Below are 22741 nucleotides of genomic sequence, written 5' to 3'. Positions count from 1 at the left end.
TTTGAATCATGTCTAGTATCAAAAATGTCTAGTATCGAATCTGCATAGAAGCGAATTTGCTAAAGTTTCTTTATGATTTAAATTCCCAGCCATTTTATTTTTAACCCTAAGCTTCAATACTGCAATTTATTTTGTTATATGCTTAACAAAAATGACAACATGCAAATAACGGACTGCGAATTATGCAAAACAATACCGCTTTGATTGTAGTAGATGTACAAAATGGTTTTACCCCAGGGGGTAATTTAGCTGTGGCCCATGCCGATCAGATCATTCCCAACATTAACCAATTGGCGCAGTGTTTTGACAATATTGTGATTACCCAAGATTGGCATCCAGAAAATCATGTTTCATTTGTTCAAAATCATGCGGGTAAACAGCCATTTGAAACCATCAAATTAGATTATGGAACTCAAGTGTTGTGGCCAGCGCATTGTGTTCAAGGCACGCCAGATGCCGAACTGCATCCAGATCTAAATTTACCCAGCGCACAATTGATTATTCGCAAAGGCTTCCATGCGCAGATCGACAGCTATTCTGCCTTTATGGAAGCGGATCAAAAGACCACCACCGGCTTGGCCGGCTATTTAAAAGAACGCGGCATTGATACGGTTTTTATCGTCGGTATTGCGACAGATTTTTGTGTGGCGTGGACGGCAATCGACGCCTGCAAACTCGGCTTTAAGGCGTATGTGATTTCAGATGCAACCAAAGGCATTGACCTGGATGGTTCATTGCAACATGCCTGGCAAGACATGCTGGCAGCCGGGGTAAAGCGCCTGTATGTCAAAGACGTGATTCAACAATTCCCAGTCAGTTAAACTTTTAAAATTCCAAAAAAACTTATTTGATGACTGTTTAGATCGATGATTTATGCCTATGGCGAATTGTGAATGCCGGGGCATTTATGGCAGGGTATGCCTACAAACATATTCAATATGGATATCAACATGTCAGCGTTATTGCGCTTTACGCAATTTATTCAAAAAACTTTTGCCTTATGGGTGATTTTATTTGCAGGTATTGCGCTACTTGCACCTGATCTTTTTATTTGGCTAAAAGCGTATATTCCATGGTTGCTCGGCATCATCATGCTGGGTATGGGCATGACCATGACAGTGGATGACTTTAAAGGCGTGTTGCAAAGTCCCAAAGCCGTGTTTATTGGTGTGGTTGCGCAGTTTGCGGTGATGCCGGGACTGGCGTACCTGTTATGCAAGATGATGAACCTGCCTTCGGAAATCGCGATCGGGGTGATTCTGGTCGGCTGCTGTCCAGGCGGCACTGCATCGAATGTGATTACCTATATGGCCAAAGGCAATACCGCTTTGTCGGTTGCCTGTACGTCGGTGTCTACTTTACTTGCACCGTTGCTCACGCCCGCCATTTTCTATTTATTGGCCAGTCAATGGATTGAAATTAATGCCAGCTCGATGTTTATCTCGATTTTACAAGTCGTATTGTTCCCCATCATCCTGGGCTTGATTATTCGGGCTGTGCTGAAGTCAAAAGTGGAATCTTATATTCAAGTCATGCCACTGATTTCTGTCATTGCGATTGTTGCCATTGTGGCTGCCATTATTGGAGGCAGTAAGGCACAAATTTTGGAATCAGGTTTACTGATTTTAGGTGTTGTCGCCTTACACAATGGCTTGGGTTATTTAGTGGGTTTTTGGGCCAGTCGTTTGTTTAAATTGCCCTATGCAGACTGTAAAGCAGTGGCAGTCGAAGTGGGGATGCAAAATTCAGGTTTAGGAGTGGCTTTGGCTGCGGTGCATTTTTCTGCATCACCCCTTACTGCGGTGCCGAGCGCGATTTTTAGTTTATGGCATAACATTTCAGGGCCTGCATTGGCGACCTATTGGGCCAGTAAAGCCAATAAAATGAAATAATGGTTAAATGATCTCTATTTTGAATAGATGAAAAAAAGCCGAGCATATCAGCTCGGCTTTTTTTATAAATCTATTTTAAGAAGCTTTGGACTGTTTGGCTTTTAAAATTTCAGTTCTAAAGGTTTGTGCCAATTCTGCTACTTCACTGTCCATTCCGTTCATCATAAAGGCATGACGGGTCAGCACATTGGTTGGATTTGGCATGCTGACCAATTGATAACGGTCAGAAATATCTTTAAGTAATTCATTTGGTAAATGAATGGCGCTTTCTTTTGCCGCCAACTGTTGAACCAGACGTTCTGCAGCTTGCACAGGCGTCAGGTGCATAGCATCGACATGACTTGAAATTGCACTACGGGTTTGTAAAACAAAGCGCTTTTCTTCGCGATAGCGTTTGTACAATACATCCGACAATAACTGGAATACGGTACTGATCATCATCAAACATTGCACTGCATTTGGCGTTTCCACCGACATGCTGATGGTTGCGCCATGTTCATCAAATTTATGTACGGTAGAAATATCTGAACTGTTTAATTTGTAGTGCTGAACACAGAGTTCCGCGGTTTTGTTCAAGAAAATCTGACATAAATTGAAATAAGGAACAGAGACTGTTTTATTGACCGAATCCAGAAGCTGTTTTGGATCATAAAACTGGATATTCAATGCAACACAGTTGTCATCCAGCACCACAGGTTTAGATTCTTTGGTTTTGTTTTTTGCTTGGGCATTCTGCTGTGCTTGCGCCACTGCGACAGCAGCATTGTGCTGTTCTTGTTCTAAGGCCTGGGTCAAGGTTTGAATTTCATGTTTTAGGCGTGATTCATTATTGATACGTGCTAAATATTCAGTTCGGCTTGGACGGGCAATCGCACGATAAGCCAGCCATAATAGACCGTGAATCATCAAGGATAATAAAATGGCCAGCCATTGGGTACGTAAAATTTCACCAATGCTGGATTGAATTAACGTGATTTCAATGGTGCCGACTTTCTTTTCATTTTGCAGTGCTTCACGAACAAAGACTTCACCTTGACGTGTCTTGGTTAAACCACCTGTAGCAAGTACCTGATTACTCGCATCTAAAATACGAATAGAGGCAACACTCGGGTTGGTGGCATAACGGTCGGCCAGTAATGCTAAGGACACCGTATTGGCGGGTTCAAGCTCGGATAGGCTGTCTGTGACCAGTTGCGTGGTCATCAGTTGTCCCTGACTGGCGCGATTTGCATTCAGTTGGTGCGTCGTCGCAAGTACCAGTAAAAAAGTGTGTAAAGCAAAACTTACAATCAGTAGGCTAGCAAATAGCCCTTGTCTAGGCGCATTCAACGTAAACTTCCAAGGCATTTATGTTCAAATTCGATTATGATTCTTACAATAGTTGTAGCTCAGATCCGAGTCAATTCATGCGAGAAATCATTCTTATATCATTTTTGGGACCAGACCAGCCTAATCAATTTACACGATTAATGCAGGTATTGTCCGTACACTCTTTACAAATTTTAGATGTTGGACAAGCCGTCATCCACAACCAACTGACTTTAGGTATTGTTGTTTCGTCAGATGACCAAACTGCTACAGCATTAGCCATGAAGGAGATCTTGATTCTAGCACATGATATTGGTTTAACTGTGCGCTTTAAACCAATCTCTACATCAGAATATGATCAATGGGTCAGTGAAGGCGGGCAGACCCGTTATATCGTGACTGCGCTGGCCCCAGAATTAACCGCATCACACTTGCAGGCGGTCACCAACATTGTGTCTAACCAAGGTTTCAATATTGAAACTGTAACTCGCTTGTCGGAGCGTCCAAAGCTCGCGGGTCAAAGCGATGGACCGAAACGTTCTTGCGTACAGTTTGGCTTGAAAGGACAAATGCTGGATGCCACGGCAATGCGTGCGTCTTGCTTGCTTTTATCGACTGAACTTAACGTCGATGTTGCAGTTCAAGAAGACAATGCTTATCGCCGTAATCGCCGTTTAGTCTGCTTCGACATGGACTCGACCTTAATTGAACAGGAAGTCATTGATGAGCTGGCGATTGAAGCCGGTGTAGGCAAGCAAGTCGCTGAAATCACTGAACGTGCCATGCAAGGAGAACTTGATTTCCAGCAAAGCTTCCGGGCGCGTGTCGCTCTATTAAAAGGTATGGATGCTTCTGTTTTACCTCAAATTGCCGAGCGTTTAACGGTGACTGAAGGCGCAGAACGTCTGATTTCAACCTTGAAAGCATTGGGTTATCGAACAGCTATTCTGTCAGGTGGCTTCCAGTATTTTGCCGAATACTTGCAAGAGAAATTGGGTATTGATGAAGTGCATGCCAATTGCCTGGACGTTGTCGATGGTATCGTGACAGGTGAAGTCAAAGGTCATATTGTTGATGGGGCACGTAAAGCCTTCCTGCTGCGTGAACTTGCCGAACGAATGGGCATTTCACTGGAACAGGCCATTGCTGTAGGGGATGGCGCGAATGATTTACCAATGCTGTCGATTGCCGGTTTAGGTGTGGCATTCCGTGCCAAACCTCTGGTTCGTCAAAATGCAAATCAGGCCATTTCAAGCGTAGGTTTAGATGGTGTGTTATATCTGCTTGGTGTGCATGATAAAGATTTGAGTCGTGCCTAACTCTCATAGCTAACTATTGAAGTTTATTGACAAAACGCGACGTTACTGTCGCGTTTTTTTGTTGTAAAAACAGTCAAAACACGATGAGCGGTCAACTTGGATTGCCGATAAAAACAACAATCAATCCGTTCGGGAAAAATATTTTTTTAATGCTTTTTAGGCGTTGTTTTTTTGTAATGACACGGCAAGTCTGTGCCCATCTCGTTTCCAGAAAAAGTTAAAAATAAAAAAGTGTAATGACAAAATAATGTTGCGACAAGGTGTGTCGCTTTCTGAAAATACAAGACTTTTTTTCTTTAAAAAACTACGCATAATGCTTGCATAGAGATTGATATAGACATATTCATCATTTATTTAACGGTATCGGGAATCAGGTTTAGACAAACATTCAATGTCCAAATCTTATCTTAGACGGAGGTTTTTATGGTTACAGCGAATTTAGCAACCATCGTAGGCTTAAGCTTGATCGCGGCTGCTTTGATAGCTGTTTTCTTCTCACCTTATCGTCGGTTGTTAAGCTTTATGTTTGCAGGCATGCTGTTTTGGGGTTTGATAGAGGTTGTCCGCTTCGGTACACAAATGGTCTTTGAATTGCCCATGACCTATAGCTATCTTACTGCGTCAATGTCAGCAATGGGCGTGGTGGCCATGCTTTTGTTACGCGAAGATCGTCGTGCAGAACGTGCTTTGACTGAACGTCGTTGTATTGAACATACACCTGTATATGAAGAAGACCAGCAGCACTGCTCAAGCCGTTAAATCGACGTATTCAAGAATTTTAAAAAAGATGTGCCAGGCGCACATCTTTTTTTGTCCGTTCAATATTGTTATACAAAGCCTTACTTCAAAAAACATAACTTATGTTAGGATAAGTCGTCAATTTTCCAACAATTACAATAGGCTTAAATGTCATGAAACTATCTTCGATTCCTGTCGTAAAATTACCACTGGTCGATGTAAGCACGGATCCGCTTGATTTATTAGTTGCGGGCTTGGCTTTGCGTATGAAGCAACTGGCTCGCACCAGCCCAAAATTTATTGAGTTAGTTCATGAACGTCAATTTCGTATCCAGATTGGCACAGATTTAGGCGTTGCTCGCCAAATTATCGTAAACAATGGACAGATTGATACTGTGTCTGGTGATGCTGAAAAAGCTGACTTTATTTTACAGTTTGCAGATAGTGAGCAAGGTGTAAAAACCTTAATGAAAGGTGATCCAACTGCTTTCATGACCGGCATGCAAAATGGCAGCATTAAAATGGAAGGTGATTTTGGCCTTTTGGTCTGGTTTAACAAAGTAGCCAAACTAATTCCACCAAAATTACCAAAACCGGTACAAGAAAAAGTGAAAATGGTTCGTTCATTTATTCGTGAAAAAACTGGTAAGTAGCCTAAAGACTTATTGAGTAATTGTTTTTCTGCTGTAAAGTACCCCCTTATTTTTAGGGGGTATTTTATGAAAAAATTAATTACAGCAAGTTTAATTGCCACATCATTAACCATGACGGGTTGTGCGAGTATTATTTCAGGCTCAACACAAACACTGACATTTAAGTCAGTTCCTGAACAAGCATCAATTTCTATTGCAAATAAAGCTGGCGAAAAAGTACATACTGGAGTTACGCCTGCAACAGTGACACTTAAGCGTGGTAATGGATTCTTTAAACCAGCAGCTTATGATGTAACTTTTAAGAAAGAAGGATTTCAGACTAAAACAATTCAAGTCACTGGTACCGTAAATGGCTGGTATATCGCAAATATTATTTTTGGTGGCTTAATTGGATTATTGATTGTTGATCCTGCGACAGGGGCAATGTATACCTTAAATCCGAATGATATAAATGCGGTTCTTGAAGAGAATCAGAGTGCATCACAAAAAGGACAACAATCTCTTACTGTTATGTTAGTTCAAGATATTCCAGCGGATATTATGATCCGAGCAAAATATATTACAACTCTCTAAGAGCATAAATAAAAAAAGCCCTCAGTCGAGGGCTTTTTTATGGCTGATCTATTGCGGCGTTTATTCAACTTCCAGGTTAAAAGTCACTGGTCCGTCATTGACCAAATGGACTTTCATATCGGCTGCAAAAATGCCGGTTTGCACATTTTTAAATTGGGATTTGGCATAGTCCACCAATTCTTCATAAAGCGCTTTGGCTTCACTTGGCGGCATCGCTGGTCCAAAGTCAGGACGTAAGCCTTTTTGTGTTTGCGCCATGAGGGTAAATTGTGAAACCAAGAGTAAGCCACCATCCGCTTGACTGACATTCCAGCCCATCTTGCCTTGCTCATCATCAAAAAAACGATATTTCAAGATTTTGTCGATCAGCTTTTTGCCCTTTTCAAGATTGTCTTCTTTGCCTAGACCCAGAAAGACCAAAATGCCTTTTTCAATTTCGCCAGTAGTTTCACCATCGACCACAACTTTTGCTTCAAGAACTCGTTGCAATAACGCGCGCATAATTTAACCAAATTAGTTATTTCAAATTTGCTGTGAATTGTAGCAAATACACGCTTAAAGGCTTTAAAAAGTGGTGATGGGGATGGATTTAAAAAATCTAAATGAACGGATCACGGTCTAAGCATCTTTTACCGGTTGTGCTTTATAGACAGTATTTGAAAAATGGTTAAGCCTATTTTAAAGACGAATTGGAGCGATTTGAAAAAGAGGTGATGTTATTTTGGCCGTGGATCAATGCGGCATCATTTATTCAATAGTTTTCAGCATTTACGAAAACATTGGTTTGCTAGCTAAAAAAATATGCTTTAATGCTGGCAGTTGATAAAAACTGAAAGTTATATGTCCGCAATCATCCAATCGTTATTAGATACTGACCTGTATAAATTCACCATGTTACAGGTGGTTCTGCATAAATTTCCTCAAACTCATAGCGTCTACCATTTTCGCTGTCGCAATTTAGAAGATACCGTTTATCCACTCACGGATATTTTGGATGATTTGAATGAGCAGCTGGATTATTTATGTCAGCTCAATTTTAAAGAAGATGAGTTGCAATATTTACGTAGCTTGCGTTTTATTAAAAGTGACTTTGTCGATTACTTGGAATTATTCCAGCTGAAACGACGCTTTATTAAAGCCAGCATTGATGATCAGGGCCGTTTGGATATTTGGGTTGAAGGCCCGATGGTTCAGGCAATGATGTTTGAAATCTTTGTGCTGGCGCTGGTGAACGAATTGTATTTCCGCCGTATCCGCAGTGATGAGGTTTTGGCGGAAGGCGAACGCCGTTTACAAGCCAAAATGGCGTTGCTTAAAAAGTACGAACAAGAACAAAATCCGAATGATCCGCCGTTTTTAGTGTCCGACTTTGGTACACGCCGCCGTTATAGTTATGCCTGGCAGAAGCATGTCATTACCGAGTTTAATCAGGCCGCTCCATATATTTTCCGTGGTACCAGCAATGTTTTGATTGCCAAAGAACTGGGCATTACTCCCATTGGTACCATGGCACATGAATTCCTGCAAGCCTTTCAGGCTTTAGATGTGCGCTTACGTAATTTTCAAAAACTGGCGCTGGAAACCTGGGTGCAGGAATACCGGGGTGACTTGGGAATTGCCTTGACCGATGTGGTCGGGATGGACGCTTTCCTACGTGACTTCGATTTATATTTTGCCAAATTGTTTGATGGTTTGCGTCATGACAGTGGCGATCCCTACGAATGGGGCGATAAAGCCTATGCCCATTACAAAAAACTAAAAGTGGATAGCAAAAGCAAGATGCTGACCTTTAGTGACGGGCTGAATCTGGAAAAAGCCTGGGATTTGCATCAGTACTTTAAAGACCGTTTCCAGGTGAGCTTTGGTATTGGCACCAATTTAACCAATGACTTGGGCCAAACCCCACTCAATATTGTGTTGAAACTGGTGGAATGTAATGGTCAATCGGTGGCTAAAATTTCCGACAGTCCAGGTAAAACCATGACTGATAACGATACTTTCCTGGCTTATTTACGTCAGGTTTTCCAAATCACCGAAACTGAATAACAGTAACTTTTCTATAGCTGATTTTTTGCTAAAAGAATGCAAAAAATCAGCATAATAGTAAAAATGAGTTGTGCTAAGATCAGCAATGTTGATCTAAATAAAACTCGAAAAAGTATGACTATTTCTACATTTAATTTTGGTCTGCTCATTGAAGCAGAAGACCTCTTGCCACATCTGGGTAATGAGAAATTACGTATTGTCGATTTAAGCCGTAGTTCTGTTTATGATCAATTGCATATTCCGCATGCGATTCATGTCAAGCCGAAGCAGCTGGTTCGCCAAGAAGAACAGGCCTCGGGTCTACTTCCCGATGTTGATGGCTTAAAAGCCCTAATTGAATATCTGAATATTTCTCCAGAGCATCACGTCGTCGCTTATGACGATGAAGGCGGTGCATGGGCAGGGCGCTTGATCTGGAATTTGCATTGCCTCGGTTTTGAAAATACCAGTTTACTCAATGGCGGTATTCATGCCTGGCTGGCTGCAGGTTTTCCAACCTCTTCAGACATCGAAAAATTAGCACCTGTCACACATCTGGTTGAAATTAACCAGATTCAAATTGACCAGTACCGGATTGAATACCCACAACTTCTTGATCAAGTTCAGAACCATAAAACTCAAGTGTGGGATTGCCGTACTGAAGATGAATATACCGGACTTCGACTTGCAGCGCGACGCGGCGGTCACATTCCAAATGCCCGACATTTTGAATGGAGTACTGCCCTTAATCGTGAAAATCATTTAAAATTACATCCCTTAGAACGCACTCAACAACGCTTGGAACAATTGGGATTCAATTTAAATGAACCTGTGGTGGTCTATTGTCAGTCCCATCACCGTTCGGGTTTAGCCTATATTTTGGGTCGATTACTCGGTTGGAATATTCAGGCTTATGATGGTGCGTGGAGTGAGTGGGGCAACCGCCTCGACAGTCCGATTATTACCGGAGAGTTACCGTCTTGAGTTTCGCATCACGTTTAAAAAAACAAATTTTTATTCAAGCACAACGTGTTGTGCCACAACACCAGTTATCACGTGTAGTGGGGAAACTCGCAGCCAGTGAAAACCCGATTGTCAAAAATACCGTCATTCAGGCTTTTAAAGCCCAATACGGTATTGATATGTCGATTGCTGAACAAGGCGATGCATTGAAATATAAGTCATTCAATGAATTCTTTACTCGTTCATTGAAAGAGGGTGTACGTGCGATTGATACCAATCCTAACAGTGTGGTTTCACCTGCAGATGGTGCGATTTCACAATTGGGCAAAATTGAAGATGGCGATATTTTTCAGGCCAAAGGTCAAAGCTTTTCAGTTGAAAAATTAATTGCCGACCCACAACTGGCTGAACCGTTTAAAAATGGTCAGTTCGCAACCGTGTATTTATCACCTAAAGATTATCACCGTGTGCACATGCCTTTTGCGGGAACTTTGACTGAAACTTTATATGTGCCAGGCGAATTGTTTTCGGTGAATCAGACCACTGCGGAAAATATTCCAGGTCTGTTTGCCCGTAATGAACGTATGGTGTGCTTGTTTGATACTGAACTCGGCCGTATGGCTGTAGTTCTAGTGGGTGCCATGATTGTTGCCGGTATTGAAACAGTGGCGACAGGTAAGGTGAAACCTACAGGCCGTCTGGAACTTAACCAGCACAACCTGTTCCTTGAAAAAGGTGCAGAACTTGGCCGTTTCTATTTGGGTTCAACAGCTGTGATTTTATTTGAACAAGATAAAATGCAGTGGGATGCGATGTTTAAAGCCAACTCGGTTGTGGTGATGGGTGAAGCTTTGGGGCATACGGTTTAATCATATTCCTCCTCCCTATGGGACGAGGTGAGGTGAAGGGGCTTTTAAGAACGACTTCTCCCTTGCGGACTCGAAATATATTTCGAGAATCCTCATCTCCTAGCAGGAGAGGGAATTTAAGCTATAAAAAAGCGCCTCATTTGAGGCGCTTTTTTACATTCTAGAAGACGTTAATCTTCTGAATTAGCGTTTCACCACAATGGAATCAATCCCACTGCGTTGTAAAGTTTGCTGTGCAATCAATGCCGCATCAGCAGAATCATAAGGACCGGAAATCACCCGATACCAGGTTTGACCATTTTCAACCGATTTAACCACATCGGCAGATAAACCATTCAAAATAATTTCAGCGCGACGAGCATCGGCACTATCCGGATCAGCATAGCTACGAACTTGAAGAATATAACTTGGCTGATAGGCAGTCGGAGCTTCAGCGCTTTCAAGGCCGGGCTCAGTGGCTTCCGTGTTAATGGTCGGTTTTTCTTCAGGTGCTTCAACAATCACCACTGCTTCTGAATTTTTCGTTTCAGGCACTGCCTGATCAGGAATAGGCGTGACTTGCTGTTGAGGCAATAAATCGTAGAAACGATAATCCTTGTTGGTATCTTCCTGGTAATGTTCAGAATTAATCTGATTCTTCGGCTGAACTGGTGCCCACGGTTTCCATAGCATCAACGCTACAGCAAAACTCAGCACGATTAAAATAACGACAAGTGTTCCAAGCCATGCCGGAATCAATGGCTTTTTAGGCTTATTCGGTCGCTCAGATACACCGCGTTGCGTTTTTCCAAACACGTGGACTTCCTTTTATTCTAATTACATGGATGTAGGGGCAGATACGCCTAATAATTCTAAACCATTACGTAAGACTTGCTGTACATTTACTGAAAGGAGTAAACGCGCTTGCGTAAGTTCAGCATCATCATTGAGTACTTTATGCTCATTATACCAACCATGGAATAATGCTGCCAATTCTTTCAGATAGTTCCCCACCTGATGCGGTTCAAAACTGTTTGCTGCACGAATCACGATTTCAGGATACGCGGCAAGTTTCGCTAAAATTTCAGTTTCAGCATCAAGATCAAGTCTTACTGCAAATTGACGCGCATTTACGGCATCAAAATTCACGTTGGTAGACGCTGCTTTCTCTAACATACGGCAAATACGTGCATGTGCATATTGGATGTAATACACCGCATTGTCTTTGCTTTGTGACACTGCAAGGTCAAGGTCAAAGTCAATATGCTGTTCAGATTTACGCATCACATAATAGAAACGCGCTGCATCGTTACCGACTTCTTTACGAAGGTCACGTAAAGTCACGAATTGACCTGAACGAGATGACATTTGCACCATCTCACCGCTACGCCATAGGCTGACGAACTGAACCAAAAGCACAGTCAATTTTTTAGAGTCATAACCCAACGCATCAATCGCCGCTTTGACACGTGCAATATAACCGTGGTGATCTGAACCCCAGATATCCACGATATCGGTATAACCACGTTGTAGTTTATTCAAGTGGTACGCAATGTCAGAGGCGAAATAGGTGGTTTGACCATTACGGCGTTTCACCACACGGTCTTTTTCATCGCCAAATTCAGTCGATTTAAACCAGATGTTACCGTCTTTCTCATACAAGAAACCACGTTGATCTAAAGTTTCTAAGGCTTCGTCAATTTTTTCAGTTAAAGATTCTTCACTGAACCATTGGTTGAAGGTTACACCGAATTCGCCAAGGTCATCTTTGATGTCATCAAGAATGGCTTTTAAGGCTGCTTGCAAGAATACGCGGTAGCCTTGACCAATGAGTTGTTGTGAATTGAAGATCAAGCCATCGATATGTTTTTCTTTATCGCCTGAAAGCACAACCTTGTTGCCGTCTGCGTCAAGTTCAGCCGCAAATTGCACATCTTCAGGGACATCTTTATAAACATCAGCAACAGGACGTACATACGCGTCGCCATCTTTGTCGATAATGCTTTGCGCGATGTCTTTAACATAGTCGCCTTGATAGGCATTTTTAGGAAATACCAGTTCTTGACCGGTGAGTTCCAAATAACGTAAGTAGGTTGATGTTGCCAAGATATCCATTTGACGGCCGGCATCATTGACATAATATTCACGGTCAACTTTAGCACCTGTTGCTTCAAGCAAGTTTGCAACAGTCATGCCGTAAGCCGCGCCACGACCATGACCTACGTGCAGGCTAGAAGTTGGATTGGCAGAAACGAATTCGACTTGAATGCGTTTTTCAGCATTGGCCTGAGTGCGACCGAATTGATCTTTTTGTGCCTGAACCTGATCCAGTACCGTAAAGCGTTGATCGGCATTTAAAAAGAAATTAATAAAACCAGGACCGGCAATTTCTGCTTTGCTGATATCGGCAACTTCAGGAAGACTGGCAAGGATTTTTTCCGCGAGATCACGAGGCTTCATGCCCGCAGCTTTAGAACCCATCATCGCGATGTTTGAGGCGAAGTCACCGTGGCTTCGGTCTTTGGTTCGCGTTAAGTTGCCACTGTTATTAAAGTCGGATGGGAGTACACCTTCAGCTTGAAGAGATTGCACTGCATGTTCGAGAGCTGCTTGGATTGCCGTATTCATAATCAGTCGAAAAATAAACGTCGCGGAAAAACAGCAAATATAGCAAATTTCGCCGTCTTTAGGTGAACCCATTTGTATTGAATGAATCTTGTCCGACAGTCTACCGATAAAGGAAGCAGATAAAACCCGGAAAAGATCCCAAAAAGCATGATTTGTGGCATATTGGAGGGCTTAAAAGAATGAACAGAGCAGCAGCATATGCCAGCGGAACGCCCCATGATTATCGGTAATATTCCCAAACTTCCAGCAAAATGGGCCACGATCGTGATGCCGTTTATTTTGTCTGGCCTGATGAGTGGCATTATTTCCTTTATTAATATGCTGCGTAATCTGGGCTGGATCGATGGCTTTATGAATTTATGGTTCCACAACTGGATGATTTCCTGGGCTTTTGCTTTTCCAATTGTATTGATCCTTTTACCTCTTGTACGTAAATTGACAGGAAAACTGGTCGATCTGTCTGCTGTGAATCCACCGAAGTAAAGCAGACATTAAAGTAAACTTTTTTTATGAGTCTTTGTTTGATCAATACAAATCGTTCGTAAAGCTAAAAATAAAAAAACAAATTTTAGAAAACATTGGATTCAAGAGTGTGGCATGGATGCCAAACGTTCCCCATCACGACAAGGATGTCGTGTATGGCGGAACAAAAGGTTTTTGTCTACTTTTGACCTTTCAAAAGTAGAGGTAATGCCTACGCAAAGTCATAAAAACTGAATCAATAAACTGAGGCAGTGCGGGTTTTAAAGAATCGAATATTGAACATTTTTTGATTTATGCAAGTTATCTAATATATGGTGTGTGTGCAGAAGACATTTTTCTTTATCTTGCACACATTTTTACAGAATTAAATCAACCAAAGCGCGAATAATCCCGAGCACCAAACCAATAAATGCACCGACCACCACACCATTGACGCGAATCATGTGCAGGTCGCCGCCGACTTCATTTTCAATTTTGTCGATCATTTCTCGTGAATCCCATTCGTGAATCCGTTCGCTGATAAAACGAATGACTTTTTCACTGTATTGGTCACTTAAATTGACCGCAATCCCGCTCAGACGCTCATTCAATAACTGACGTACCGCAGGGTTAGAAATAATATTTTCACCAACTTGCTGAATGGCAACGCGCAGGTTGTGTGCAATACCTGAATCTGCTTTGAGTAAATCGGCTTTAATTGCATCACAGAGAATCACCACCGCACCACTAATAAAATTCAGTACTTGTGGACTATCCAGCAAGGCATCCTTGGTGCTATTTAAGCGCTGACTGGCACTGCTTTCATCATCTGCCAGTTGCAGCATTAACTGCTGTCCCATGGCTTCAATTTTTTGCCGCCAAGGATGCTGCGGATCGGCAAGCATCGATTCAACGCGTTCTACCAGTGAATCAATGGTGCGCTGCTGTACATCAATGCCAATCCAGCTTGCGCCTTTCGCCAGTTTCCATACCCCTAATTCTTTGAACAAGGTACGGGTCAGCTGACGGGTTTCTTCGGGATGGGACATTACCCATTCGTGGGCTACATCGAGTCCGCGTTGTAATACATCCTGATGAAAGTCATTTTCCAGAACCGCGCGCAGCATTTCACTGGCCAAGGTATTGATTTGGGTATTGCGTACCCATTGCACGCTATTATTTTGAATAAAGCGGCCAATTTGTTCCTGTCCCACAAATTCAAAAATTTTCGGCACGGTTTGCTGAATGACTTGGGTCACTTGAGCATTATTTTCAGGTTTGGCCAGCCATTGCCCGATAGCCAGGCTAAGATCGGTGCTCTGCAGGCTTTTCTCGACCACTTGCGGTGATAAAAAATTTTCCTGAACAAAGCGTCCCATCGACTCGGCAATACGGGCTTTATTGCGCGGAATAATTTCGGTGTGATCACGCATGAATTTAGGAATCGGCATTTTCCCAAACGGGTTACGGAACAGCACAGTAATGGCATACCAGTCCGCCAAGCCACCGACCACGCCCGCTTCAGCACCGAGCATCAAAATATGAATCAGCCAGACATATTCAGGAATCAGCTTGGCAACCACCATCAACACTAGCCATGTTACAACGGCCATGATTAAGGCAATGGTGGCAAAGCGTTTACTGCGTTGCAAACTCGGGATGGTGGACGCTTCCGCTGTGGTCATGCAATATTCCTGTCTATGGGTGGCGCATGGTTATTTTGTTTGGGCTGGCACCGGTGCTGGTAGAGCCTGCCCAGTTGGACCGAGTCCATATTTCTGGCCTAAAGATTTTAAAATCAAATAGGCATCAAAGGCATCATCAGGTTCTTTTTTCTGATCTTTATAACATTCAATGGTATAGGAAACTTGAACCGGGTCAATATTGACCACGCGTGGCATATCATAAAACGGGTCATGCCAGAAACCAGGATAACGACGATAATAGCCGTATGGGTAGTACATCGGAGTTGAGTAGACCACAGCTTGGCGTGGTGGCTGGTTAAGATTACTTGGATCATTCAGCACTTTAAAATAGCGAAATCCATTTTGTACGGTGGTTTGAGCGGCCTTAACCAGAGTAATTTCTTCGGCTGTACCAAAACTCATATTGGGACGTGCCAGGAAGCTGATGCGATAGGTCTGTGAGTTCAAAGGGGTATTGCTGAATTGACCCAATTGGTCAAAAGTCAGCGGTTTTGAAGGCGTCATTGCACAGCCAGAGAGGGCAATTGCCGCCACTATGCTTAGACCCATAATGCGGTTCTTCATGTTAAACCTCCATACCATTTACTGTGTGAGGGAGGAGACACAATAAATGTTTAGAAACTGCTGTTGGGTTGGGTTAAAAATTCGAGTTCTTCTGCAGTCGAGGGACGCGCTAAAATTTGATTACGGTGCGGATAGCGCCCGAAACGCTCAATAATGGCTTTATGCATTTTTTCGTAATCCAGATTCATAGGATTACCCAGTCGCTGAAATAATTTTAACGCGAATTCGTGGATCAGTTTCGATTCGCTGTGCATAAAGGGCATGTATAAAAACGCACGTTGTTCCGGGCTTAACTGCTTGTCTAAATCCAGGCTAATCGCTTCTTGGGCAAGAGCTAGGGCTAAAGCATCCTGGGCAAAGGCCTGCGCTTGATCCCGGAACAAATTACGCGAAAACTGGTCCAGTACAATAATTTCAGCCAAGCGCCCCTCCGCAATTTTGCGCCAGGACCAAAGCTCGGCTTGTGCTGCTTGCTGATGAATATCACGAAACTTTTGATTAATTAATCCATCAAAATCATTACTTTTTGCAAACCATAAGGGCTGTGTTTGCGGGCTAAACCAAAAGTCCAAAATATCCTGATAATTCATAATATTTACAATTCCTTAGCACTTATTATTCAATACAATCACAAATTGTAGGTGTCTTATAGAGTAACTTTGTGATAAAAATTTGCCAGAAATAAAATCGCCCTTTTGCTTGAAAACTATACAGGGTGTAATGTAGCAGCCAAAAATCACGTTATACTGCTATAAACTGATGATTTTATTTTAGTAGTTCTATTTAGTAGTTATCTTCCGATAAGCGAGATTGTAATGAGTCAACCCGAATCGACCTCTCAAGTGGTATTACCAGCTTGGGTGGATTCTTCGCTGTTTAAAGGCATGTTGCGCGGTATTGAGCGTGAAAGCCTGCGTATGCAAAGCAATGGTTTTTTGTCGCAAGCATCGCATCCAAAAGCATTCGGGTCGGCTTTAACACATCCGCATATCACCACAGACTATTCAGAAGCCTTGATGGAGTTTATTACCCCTCCACAAGACAGCATTAAAAAAGCCCTAGATTATTTAGAGGATATTCATGCGGTTGCCCATCGCCATTTGGAAAATGGTGAAAAATTGTGGCCCTTGTCGATGCCCTGCATGCTCGATGATAACGAAAGCAATATTCGTTTAGCGCAATATGGCACGTCCAATGTCGGGCGTTTTAAGACGTTATATCGTCATGGTTTGGGCGTGCGTTATGGTCGCCGCATGCAGACCATTTCCGGGGTGCATTATAATTTATCTTTCCCTGATCAAGTCTTTGAAGCCCTGCAACAACAAGAAAGCGATGAAGCTTTAAAAAGTTTAAATTTACAGGATTATCGCAGTCATCGTTATTTTGGCTTAATTCGTAACTTTATTCGTTTAACCCCATTGGTGATGTTTCTGGTCGGTGCCAGTCCTTCAGTATGTCAGTGCTTTATGACTGGACGTGAGCATCATTTATTGCCTTTATTAAAGGGAACTTTATTCCTTCCCTATGCGACAGCACTGCGGATGGGCAATTTTGGCTATCAGAATTCTGCACAGAAACAATTGGGCATTCACTACAATAGTCTGTCTGGCTATTTAGACGGTTTGAAGAAAGCAGTAAAAACCCCTTATGCACCGTTTAGCCGTTTAGGTTTAACCGATGAACAGGGCGAGCCGACTCAGATCAATGACCATGTGCTGCAAATTGAAAATGAATACTACAGTTTAGTCCGTCCGAAACAGGTGCCTCAAGCTGGAGAAACCCCATCTCAAGCGCTTGAAAATCGCGGGGTTAGTTATGTTGAATTGCGTGCGGTAGATGTCAATCCATATAGCCCGATCGGGATTGATGAACATACAGCGGCATTCCTGGAAGTCTTGGCACTGCACTGTTTATTACAAGAGAGTCCGGAATTACTGGATCAAGAACAAGAACAGATTGAGCGTAATCAGGCAGAAGTGGTCAATCGTGGCCGTGCGCCAAATGCATTGATTATTGATGCGGCGGGTGAACATGCCATTGAAGACTGGTCACGTGCGCATGTCACACACATGCAAGCTTTGGCTGATTTACTGGATGCGACCTATAGTAGCAATATATATTCAGCCGCATTGACTGTCATGCTGAAACGCATTGATGAGGTAGATGAAACCCTGTCTGCACAAGTGATTGCCGATACCTTAGAAAATGGCGGCACATGGAGCTTTGGTAGTTTCATGGCACAACAGCATGCAGCGACCTATGAGCAGCATCAATTAAGCTCGGAAACATTGTCTTATTTTGATGATTTAGCGGTGCAGTCACTGCAACAACAACAGCAACTCGAACAGGATAGCAGCCTCAGTTTTGAGCAATATCTTGCCGATTATCGATAAAAATTAAGAGGATTCACCATGCAATGGAGTTATCGCTTCGTGAGTGGTTTTTTGTTTTTGGCCAGCGTCATTGGAATGGCGTTTGCGTTGTATCTGGAACACGTACAAGGGCTTGAACCTTGTCCGCTGTGTGTGTTTCAACGCATTGGCCTGATTGGCTTGGGGATTGTTTCTCTGGTCGCTTTTTTGCATAACCCGAATTCAAATGCGGTTAAACGTATTTATGCCTTGTTGGGTTCAATCAGTATTCTCTGGTCAGCAGGTGTGGCAGCGCGTCATGTCTGGCTGCAAAATTTGCCACCCGATCAAGTGCCAAGTTGTGGCCCGGGCCTGGATTACTGGGTCAATACCTTGCCTTTAAAGTCGGTGTTTGAACAGGTGCTGACCGGTTCGGGCGAATGCGCCAAAGTGGACTGGACTTTCCTGGGGCAATCCCTTCCAGTGTGGTCACTGGCTTTCTTTGCGCTGCTGGCCTTGATCAGCTTGTGGCAACTGTTGCGTAAATATCCGTTTGTAACGCATAAGTCTGCCAAGAAGAAATAAAAAAATCATAAAAAAAGCCAACCTCATGTTGGCTTTTTTATTATCAATTTAAGTCAGGGCAATGCCGGACAAGTCTTCCAGTTGCAGTCTGTATTCATGCACCTGTTCGTTCACCTGTTCATCTTCAGGCGGATAAAACCATTTGACAATTTGCTCAGCCACACTGGGATGAGAGTGAAGTTCAAAATGATTTAAGCCATAAAAAATAGCTTTATGCGATTCAGGCACTTTCAATTGAAAGCGTGGATTTGGATGCTCGCCTAAAGCACTTTTAATATTCACCAGATAATCGCCCAGTACATTTAAAGGCCGATTTTTTCTATTTTCATAGGCAATCGAACCGGCAACAAAAAAGGTATTGATGTGAGAAGGCAGGGGAGCGGGTTTGCGGTTGTCATCCATACCGCCAATTCGTGCAAGATTATGTTCCCAGTCATCATCACGTACGCTGCCGTAACGTAAATCCAGAATGCCGTTACTGCGAATATTGACAATATGCCGGACGATTTTCACAAAGGGAAAATGTCCCAGTTTATCCTGCATGATAAAACCAAAACGTTCCAAAACAGCCCCATGGTGCGGTGAACCCAAACAGACCAGATTTTCTGTTAGATGGATCCAAGGGTACATGTTCTGTTTGCCGTAAAATAGGGCGCTGCGTAACACCAAGCCCCCCATACTATGCCCGATTAAATCGATGCTGGTAATCTGCGGGTTACGCCGAGCCAGGTCTTCCAGGGTATTGGCCAGACTGCGTCCATTGGCCGAAATGCGCCGCCCGGTGTTGTAGTTGAGGTAGAGCATGGTGTTATTGTCACGTTGTGCCAAGAGCTTCTCACCAATGCCACCGTATCGGCGGTTGGACCACTCTAAATGCGACAGGCACAAACCATGCACAAAGATCACCACCCGACCGGATAAATCGCCTTTTTGCAGTTCCCCATAGTGGTCGTATAACACCATCGGTAGGGCCATCGGATTTTGATATTTGAGTAAATAGTCCCCGAGTACCCCATTCAGCATACCGACTAAAAAGTGCAGTGATGGAGTAAGCGGTTTATCATGTAATTTTGGGTATTTTTCAATAATCTGGCGTAAGCCCGGCGCAAGTAAATAGAGACCGGAATTGAGTAAAGTATCGTAGGAGAACTGGTACAGTTTTTCGACGTAAGGAATCCGCTGTAATTTTTTCGAGCGCTGTTCACTCATGCCAAACAAGCTGATCATGATTTCGCGTTGAATGACCTGTATGAGGTCTTGTACTACATCCCCTAAACGGGTCGTGACCAATTGTGCCAAGCCTTCCAATACATCGGCTTGGCTAGGTGGAGTACGATCCCATTTACAATAGGTTTCATGCAATGGTGTTAAACTTGGCATTTTATCCTATCCTTTTGCTGACCATGTCCTGCAGGCACTTTATTTTTTCTTGAGATCACGGTATAAATTCTTAGCTTTTAATCTTATAGGGTTCATCTCGAACAGCTTTTACAATAACGAGGATTGCGTTTTGGGATTAATTTTTTTGTCTGACAATTCCTGTTAAATGCAAATTAAAATAAGCTTGTCATGTGGTTCCCGTTTTAGAATAAATCAGATTCATTTAAATTAATATGAAATAAAAATCGATGAACATTATTTATTTACATGGATTCCAAAGCAGTGCCTTATCGATAAAGGGGCAACAGATTAAAGCATTTTGTCAGCAGTACACCGATTTTCAGGTTTATTTGCCTGATTTAAATATGCCGCCGCAACAGGTTTTGACCCATGTTTCGGATATGATTGCAGGTTTAGATCAAGTGGTGCTGATTGGTAGCAGTCTGGGGGGCTTTTATGCGACACAACTGGTCGCAAAACATGGCGTGCCGGCTGTTTTAATTAATCCTGCCATGCGACCATGGCAATTGTTTCATGATTTATTTGGCAGCGAGCACATTCCCTACGTGGTGAATGCCGAATGGACTCTGGATCATACCCATCTTGATCAACTGCAGCAGATGGCGCTGCCATTTGTACACGATGCAGACAAAATTTTAGTGTTATTACAACAAGGTGATGAAGTTTTGGATTATCGTGAAGCACAGCGTTATTATAGCAATGCTTCACATCAGTCCATGATCATTACTGAAGTAGATGGCAAGCATGCGATGGACAATTTCGCAGACAAAATACCGATGGCATTACAGTTTTTATCGGATTGTATAAAATAAGGAAACAGTACAACGTGTCTCAATATACGGCTCAATCACTTGAAGTTTTATCTGGTTTAGATCCGGTCCGTCGTCGTCCGGGGATGTATACCGATACCACTCGTCCAAACCATTTGGCACAAGAAGTCATTGATAACGCTGTGGATGAGGCACTTGCAGGACATGCCAATAAAATCACCGTGACAGTCTATAAAGATGGCTCTTTGTCGGTAGAAGACAACGGCCGGGGTATGCCTGTCGATATTCACCCTGAATATGGTCAGAGCGGAATTGAAATTATCATGACCAAATTGCATGCCGGCGGTAAATTTAGCACCGACAACTACCAGTTTTCAGGGGGGTTGCATGGTGTGGGGATTTCTGTTGTTAATGCGCTGTCTAACCGGGTTGAAGTTGAAGTTCAGCGCCAAGGCAATGTCTATAAAATGGCATTTGAACATGGTGAACCGGTTTCACAACTTGAAGTGTTGCAAGGGAAAGCACCCAAGCGTGCCTCAGGCACCACGGTTCATTTCTGGCCAGATACAAAGTATTTTGATTCACCCAAATTTGCCTTAAAAGCCTTAAAGCATAATTTAAAAGCCAAAGCCGTTTTAGCGGCCGGCTTACAAATTGTTTATGTTGACCAAATCAATAACGAAAAAATTGAATGGCAATTTGAAAACGGTCTGGTCGACTATTTGATGGATGAATTACAAGACCGTGACATTATTCCATGTCCTGCTTTTGTGGCGACAGCTGAAGCAGAACGTGCCAGTGCTGAATTTGCGATTTGCTGGAATGCTGAAGGCGGTGAACAGGTTCAGGAAAGTTATGTCAACCTGATTCCCACTGCGCAAGGCGGTACGCATGTGAACGGTCTGCGTTCAGGTGTCACGGATGCGATGCGCGAGTTCTGTGAACTGCGTAATTTATTGCCGCGTAATTTAAAGCTGTCTGCGGAAGATGTCTGGGATGGGGTGAACTACATTCTGTCTTTAAAATTTCAGGAACCGCAATTTTCAGGTCAAACCAAGGAACGACTTTCAAGTCGTGAAGCCTCTGCCATTGTGCTGAATATTGCCAAAGATGCATTCGCGCTGTGGTTGAATCAAAATTCTGATACAGCCATGCAGATTGCTGAAATCATGATTGCCAAAGCCGGTCGTCGTTTAAAAGCTGCTAAAAAAGTTGAACGTAAAAAGATTGTTGCCGGGCCAACTTTGCCGGGGAAATTATCCGATTGTGTGGGTCATAGTTTGGATGAATCTGAACTGTTTATTGTGGAAGGGGATTCTGCCGGTGGTTCTGCCAAACAGGCACGCGATAAAAATTTTCAGGCAATCATGCCGATTCGCGGGAAAATTTTAAATACCTGGGAAGTGGCCTCCGATGAGGTTTTGGCTTCTCAGGAAGTACATAATATTGCCATTGCGATTGGTGTGGATCCAGGCAGTGACGATCTTTCAGAATTACGTTATGGCAAAGTATGTATCCTTGCCGATGCCGATTCGGATGGTTTACATATCGCGACATTATTGTGCGCCTTGTTTGTGAAACATTTCCCGACCTTGGTAGAAGCAGGACATTTGTATGTTGCCATGCCGCCATTGTTCAGAATTGACGATGGTAAAGACGTCCATTACGCACTGGATGAAGACGAATTAGAATCAATTTTGAAGAAAACCAAAACCAAAACCCCGCAAATTACCCGATTTAAAGGATTAGGTGAAATGAATGCCAGTCAACTTCGTGAAACGACTTTAGATCCGGATACTCGCCGTCTGGTGCAGCTCGATTTGGACGACATGCAATTTACCGCAGGTTTGCTCGATAAGTTGCTTGCCAAGAAACGCGCCGGTGACCGTAAAGATTGGTTAGAGCAAAAAGGTAATCTGGCTGATTTGGTGGTCTAAATATTTATAAAAAAGCCC

The 22741-nt window shown here is 43.0% G+C and carries 22 protein-coding genes; 14 read left to right on the top strand and 8 right to left on the bottom strand.

Annotation, left to right across the window (positions count from 1 at the left end):
• The first annotated feature begins 182 nt into the window (after nucleotides 1–182).
• Nucleotides 183–821, top strand: a complete 639-nt coding sequence (gene pncA, locus E0H81_RS05570; protein ID WP_131317225.1) for a bifunctional nicotinamidase/pyrazinamidase — start codon at nucleotides 183–185, stop codon at nucleotides 819–821.
• A 129-nt stretch (nucleotides 822–950) separates the two neighbouring features.
• A complete protein-coding gene (locus tag E0H81_RS05565) occupies nucleotides 951–1892 on the top strand; it encodes a bile acid:sodium symporter family protein (RefSeq protein ID WP_131317223.1) in 942 nt (313 codons plus the stop codon).
• A 75-nt stretch (nucleotides 1893–1967) separates the two neighbouring features.
• On the opposite strand, the gene E0H81_RS05560 is transcribed toward E0H81_RS05565, so the two are convergent.
• Nucleotides 1968–3221 carry a hypothetical protein gene (locus tag E0H81_RS05560; RefSeq protein ID WP_131317365.1) on the bottom strand — a complete coding sequence of 418 codons (1254 nt, stop codon included), beginning with the start codon at nucleotides 3219–3221 and terminating at the stop codon, nucleotides 1968–1970.
• Nucleotides 3222–3298: 77 nt separating this feature from the next.
• Between E0H81_RS05560 and serB the strand changes: the two genes are divergently transcribed.
• From serB to E0H81_RS05540, 4 genes are all read left to right on the top strand, one after another.
• Nucleotides 3299–4519: a phosphoserine phosphatase SerB gene (gene serB, locus E0H81_RS05555; RefSeq protein ID WP_131269117.1), complete on the top strand. Its 1221-nt coding sequence runs from the start codon at nucleotides 3299–3301 to the stop codon at nucleotides 4517–4519.
• Between the two features lie 423 nt (nucleotides 4520–4942).
• Entirely contained in the window at nucleotides 4943–5278 is a 336-nt protein-coding gene (aciT, locus tag E0H81_RS05550; protein ID WP_131317221.1) for a ciprofloxacin tolerance protein AciT, read from the top strand.
• A 152-nt stretch (nucleotides 5279–5430) separates the two neighbouring features.
• The gene (locus E0H81_RS05545; RefSeq protein WP_131269115.1) at nucleotides 5431–5910 is read left to right on the top strand and encodes an SCP2 sterol-binding domain-containing protein; all 480 of its coding nucleotides are present in this window, start codon (nucleotides 5431–5433) and stop codon (nucleotides 5908–5910) included.
• Nucleotides 5911–5976: 66 nt separating this feature from the next.
• On the top strand, nucleotides 5977–6483 hold the full coding sequence (locus E0H81_RS05540) for a hypothetical protein (RefSeq protein ID WP_131317219.1): 507 nt from the start codon (nucleotides 5977–5979) through the stop codon (nucleotides 6481–6483).
• 60 nt (nucleotides 6484–6543) lie between these two features.
• Here the strand turns inward: E0H81_RS05540 and dtd are convergent, their stop codons facing one another.
• Nucleotides 6544–6984: a D-aminoacyl-tRNA deacylase gene (dtd, locus tag E0H81_RS05535; protein WP_131317217.1), complete on the bottom strand. Its 441-nt coding sequence runs from the start codon at nucleotides 6982–6984 to the stop codon at nucleotides 6544–6546.
• Nucleotides 6985–7323: 339 nt separating this feature from the next.
• On the opposite strand from dtd, the gene pncB reads away from it, so the two are divergent.
• From pncB to asd, 3 genes are all read left to right on the top strand, one after another.
• Nucleotides 7324–8529 (top strand): nicotinate phosphoribosyltransferase, encoded by a 1206-nt coding sequence (gene pncB, locus E0H81_RS05530; protein ID WP_131317215.1) that lies wholly within the window; start codon nucleotides 7324–7326, stop codon nucleotides 8527–8529.
• Nucleotides 8530–8643: 114 nt separating this feature from the next.
• On the top strand, nucleotides 8644–9492 hold the full coding sequence (locus E0H81_RS05525; RefSeq protein WP_131317213.1) for a sulfurtransferase: 849 nt from the start codon (nucleotides 8644–8646) through the stop codon (nucleotides 9490–9492).
• The gene (asd, locus tag E0H81_RS05520) at nucleotides 9489–10340 is read left to right on the top strand and encodes an archaetidylserine decarboxylase (RefSeq protein WP_131317211.1); all 852 of its coding nucleotides are present in this window, start codon (nucleotides 9489–9491) and stop codon (nucleotides 10338–10340) included. Before E0H81_RS05525 ends, asd begins: the two co-directional genes overlap by 4 nt.
• A gap of 183 nt (nucleotides 10341–10523) precedes the next feature.
• On the opposite strand, the gene E0H81_RS05515 is transcribed toward asd, so the two are convergent.
• Together E0H81_RS05515 and argS are read right to left on the bottom strand one after the other, a co-directional pair.
• On the bottom strand, nucleotides 10524–11135 hold the full coding sequence (locus tag E0H81_RS05515; RefSeq protein WP_131317209.1) for an SPOR domain-containing protein: 612 nt from the start codon (nucleotides 11133–11135) through the stop codon (nucleotides 10524–10526).
• Nucleotides 11136–11156: 21 nt separating this feature from the next.
• Nucleotides 11157–12947: an arginine--tRNA ligase gene (gene argS / locus E0H81_RS05510; RefSeq protein ID WP_131269109.1), complete on the bottom strand. Its 1791-nt coding sequence runs from the start codon at nucleotides 12945–12947 to the stop codon at nucleotides 11157–11159.
• A gap of 198 nt (nucleotides 12948–13145) precedes the next feature.
• Here argS and E0H81_RS05505 point away from each other — a divergent pair, with 198 nt between their 5' ends.
• The gene (locus E0H81_RS05505) at nucleotides 13146–13430 is read left to right on the top strand and encodes a DUF2798 domain-containing protein (protein ID WP_131317207.1); all 285 of its coding nucleotides are present in this window, start codon (nucleotides 13146–13148) and stop codon (nucleotides 13428–13430) included.
• Nucleotides 13431–13786: 356 nt separating this feature from the next.
• On the opposite strand, the gene E0H81_RS05500 is transcribed toward E0H81_RS05505, so the two are convergent.
• Genes E0H81_RS05500 through E0H81_RS05490 form a run of 3 tightly spaced genes read right to left on the bottom strand, consistent with a single transcriptional unit; the run spans nucleotide 13787 to nucleotide 16269 of the window.
• Nucleotides 13787–15094 (bottom strand): DUF445 domain-containing protein, encoded by a 1308-nt coding sequence (locus tag E0H81_RS05500; RefSeq protein WP_131317205.1) that lies wholly within the window; start codon nucleotides 15092–15094, stop codon nucleotides 13787–13789.
• Nucleotides 15095–15124: 30 nt separating this feature from the next.
• Complete coding sequence (locus tag E0H81_RS05495) at nucleotides 15125–15679, bottom strand: CC0125/CC1285 family lipoprotein (protein ID WP_131317203.1); 555 nt, start codon at nucleotides 15677–15679, stop codon at nucleotides 15125–15127.
• Between the two features lie 50 nt (nucleotides 15680–15729).
• Entirely contained in the window at nucleotides 15730–16269 is a 540-nt protein-coding gene (locus E0H81_RS05490) for a DUF924 family protein (protein WP_131317201.1), read from the bottom strand.
• Between the two features lie 225 nt (nucleotides 16270–16494).
• Between E0H81_RS05490 and gshA the strand changes: the two genes are divergently transcribed.
• Both gshA and E0H81_RS05480 read left to right on the top strand, forming a co-directional pair.
• Complete coding sequence (gene gshA, locus E0H81_RS05485; protein WP_131317199.1) at nucleotides 16495–18072, top strand: glutamate--cysteine ligase; 1578 nt, start codon at nucleotides 16495–16497, stop codon at nucleotides 18070–18072.
• 18 nt (nucleotides 18073–18090) lie between these two features.
• The gene (locus tag E0H81_RS05480) at nucleotides 18091–18615 is read left to right on the top strand and encodes a disulfide bond formation protein B (protein ID WP_131269103.1); all 525 of its coding nucleotides are present in this window, start codon (nucleotides 18091–18093) and stop codon (nucleotides 18613–18615) included.
• 48 nt (nucleotides 18616–18663) lie between these two features.
• Here the strand turns inward: E0H81_RS05480 and E0H81_RS05475 are convergent, their stop codons facing one another.
• Entirely contained in the window at nucleotides 18664–19995 is a 1332-nt protein-coding gene (locus E0H81_RS05475; protein WP_131317197.1) for a PGAP1-like alpha/beta domain-containing protein, read from the bottom strand.
• A 248-nt stretch (nucleotides 19996–20243) separates the two neighbouring features.
• Here E0H81_RS05475 and E0H81_RS05470 point away from each other — a divergent pair, with 248 nt between their 5' ends.
• A complete protein-coding gene (locus tag E0H81_RS05470; RefSeq protein WP_131317195.1) occupies nucleotides 20244–20828 on the top strand; it encodes a YqiA/YcfP family alpha/beta fold hydrolase in 585 nt (194 codons plus the stop codon).
• Between the two features lie 14 nt (nucleotides 20829–20842).
• Complete coding sequence (parE, locus tag E0H81_RS05465; RefSeq protein WP_131317193.1) at nucleotides 20843–22723, top strand: DNA topoisomerase IV subunit B; 1881 nt, start codon at nucleotides 20843–20845, stop codon at nucleotides 22721–22723.
• Nucleotides 22724–22741 lie beyond the last annotated feature (18 nt).

This window comes from Acinetobacter terrestris (assembly GCF_004331155.1).
GTDB classification, from domain to species: Bacteria; Pseudomonadota; Gammaproteobacteria; order Pseudomonadales; family Moraxellaceae; genus Acinetobacter; species Acinetobacter terrestris.
This window is presented reverse-complemented; position numbering and strand designations above follow the sequence as displayed.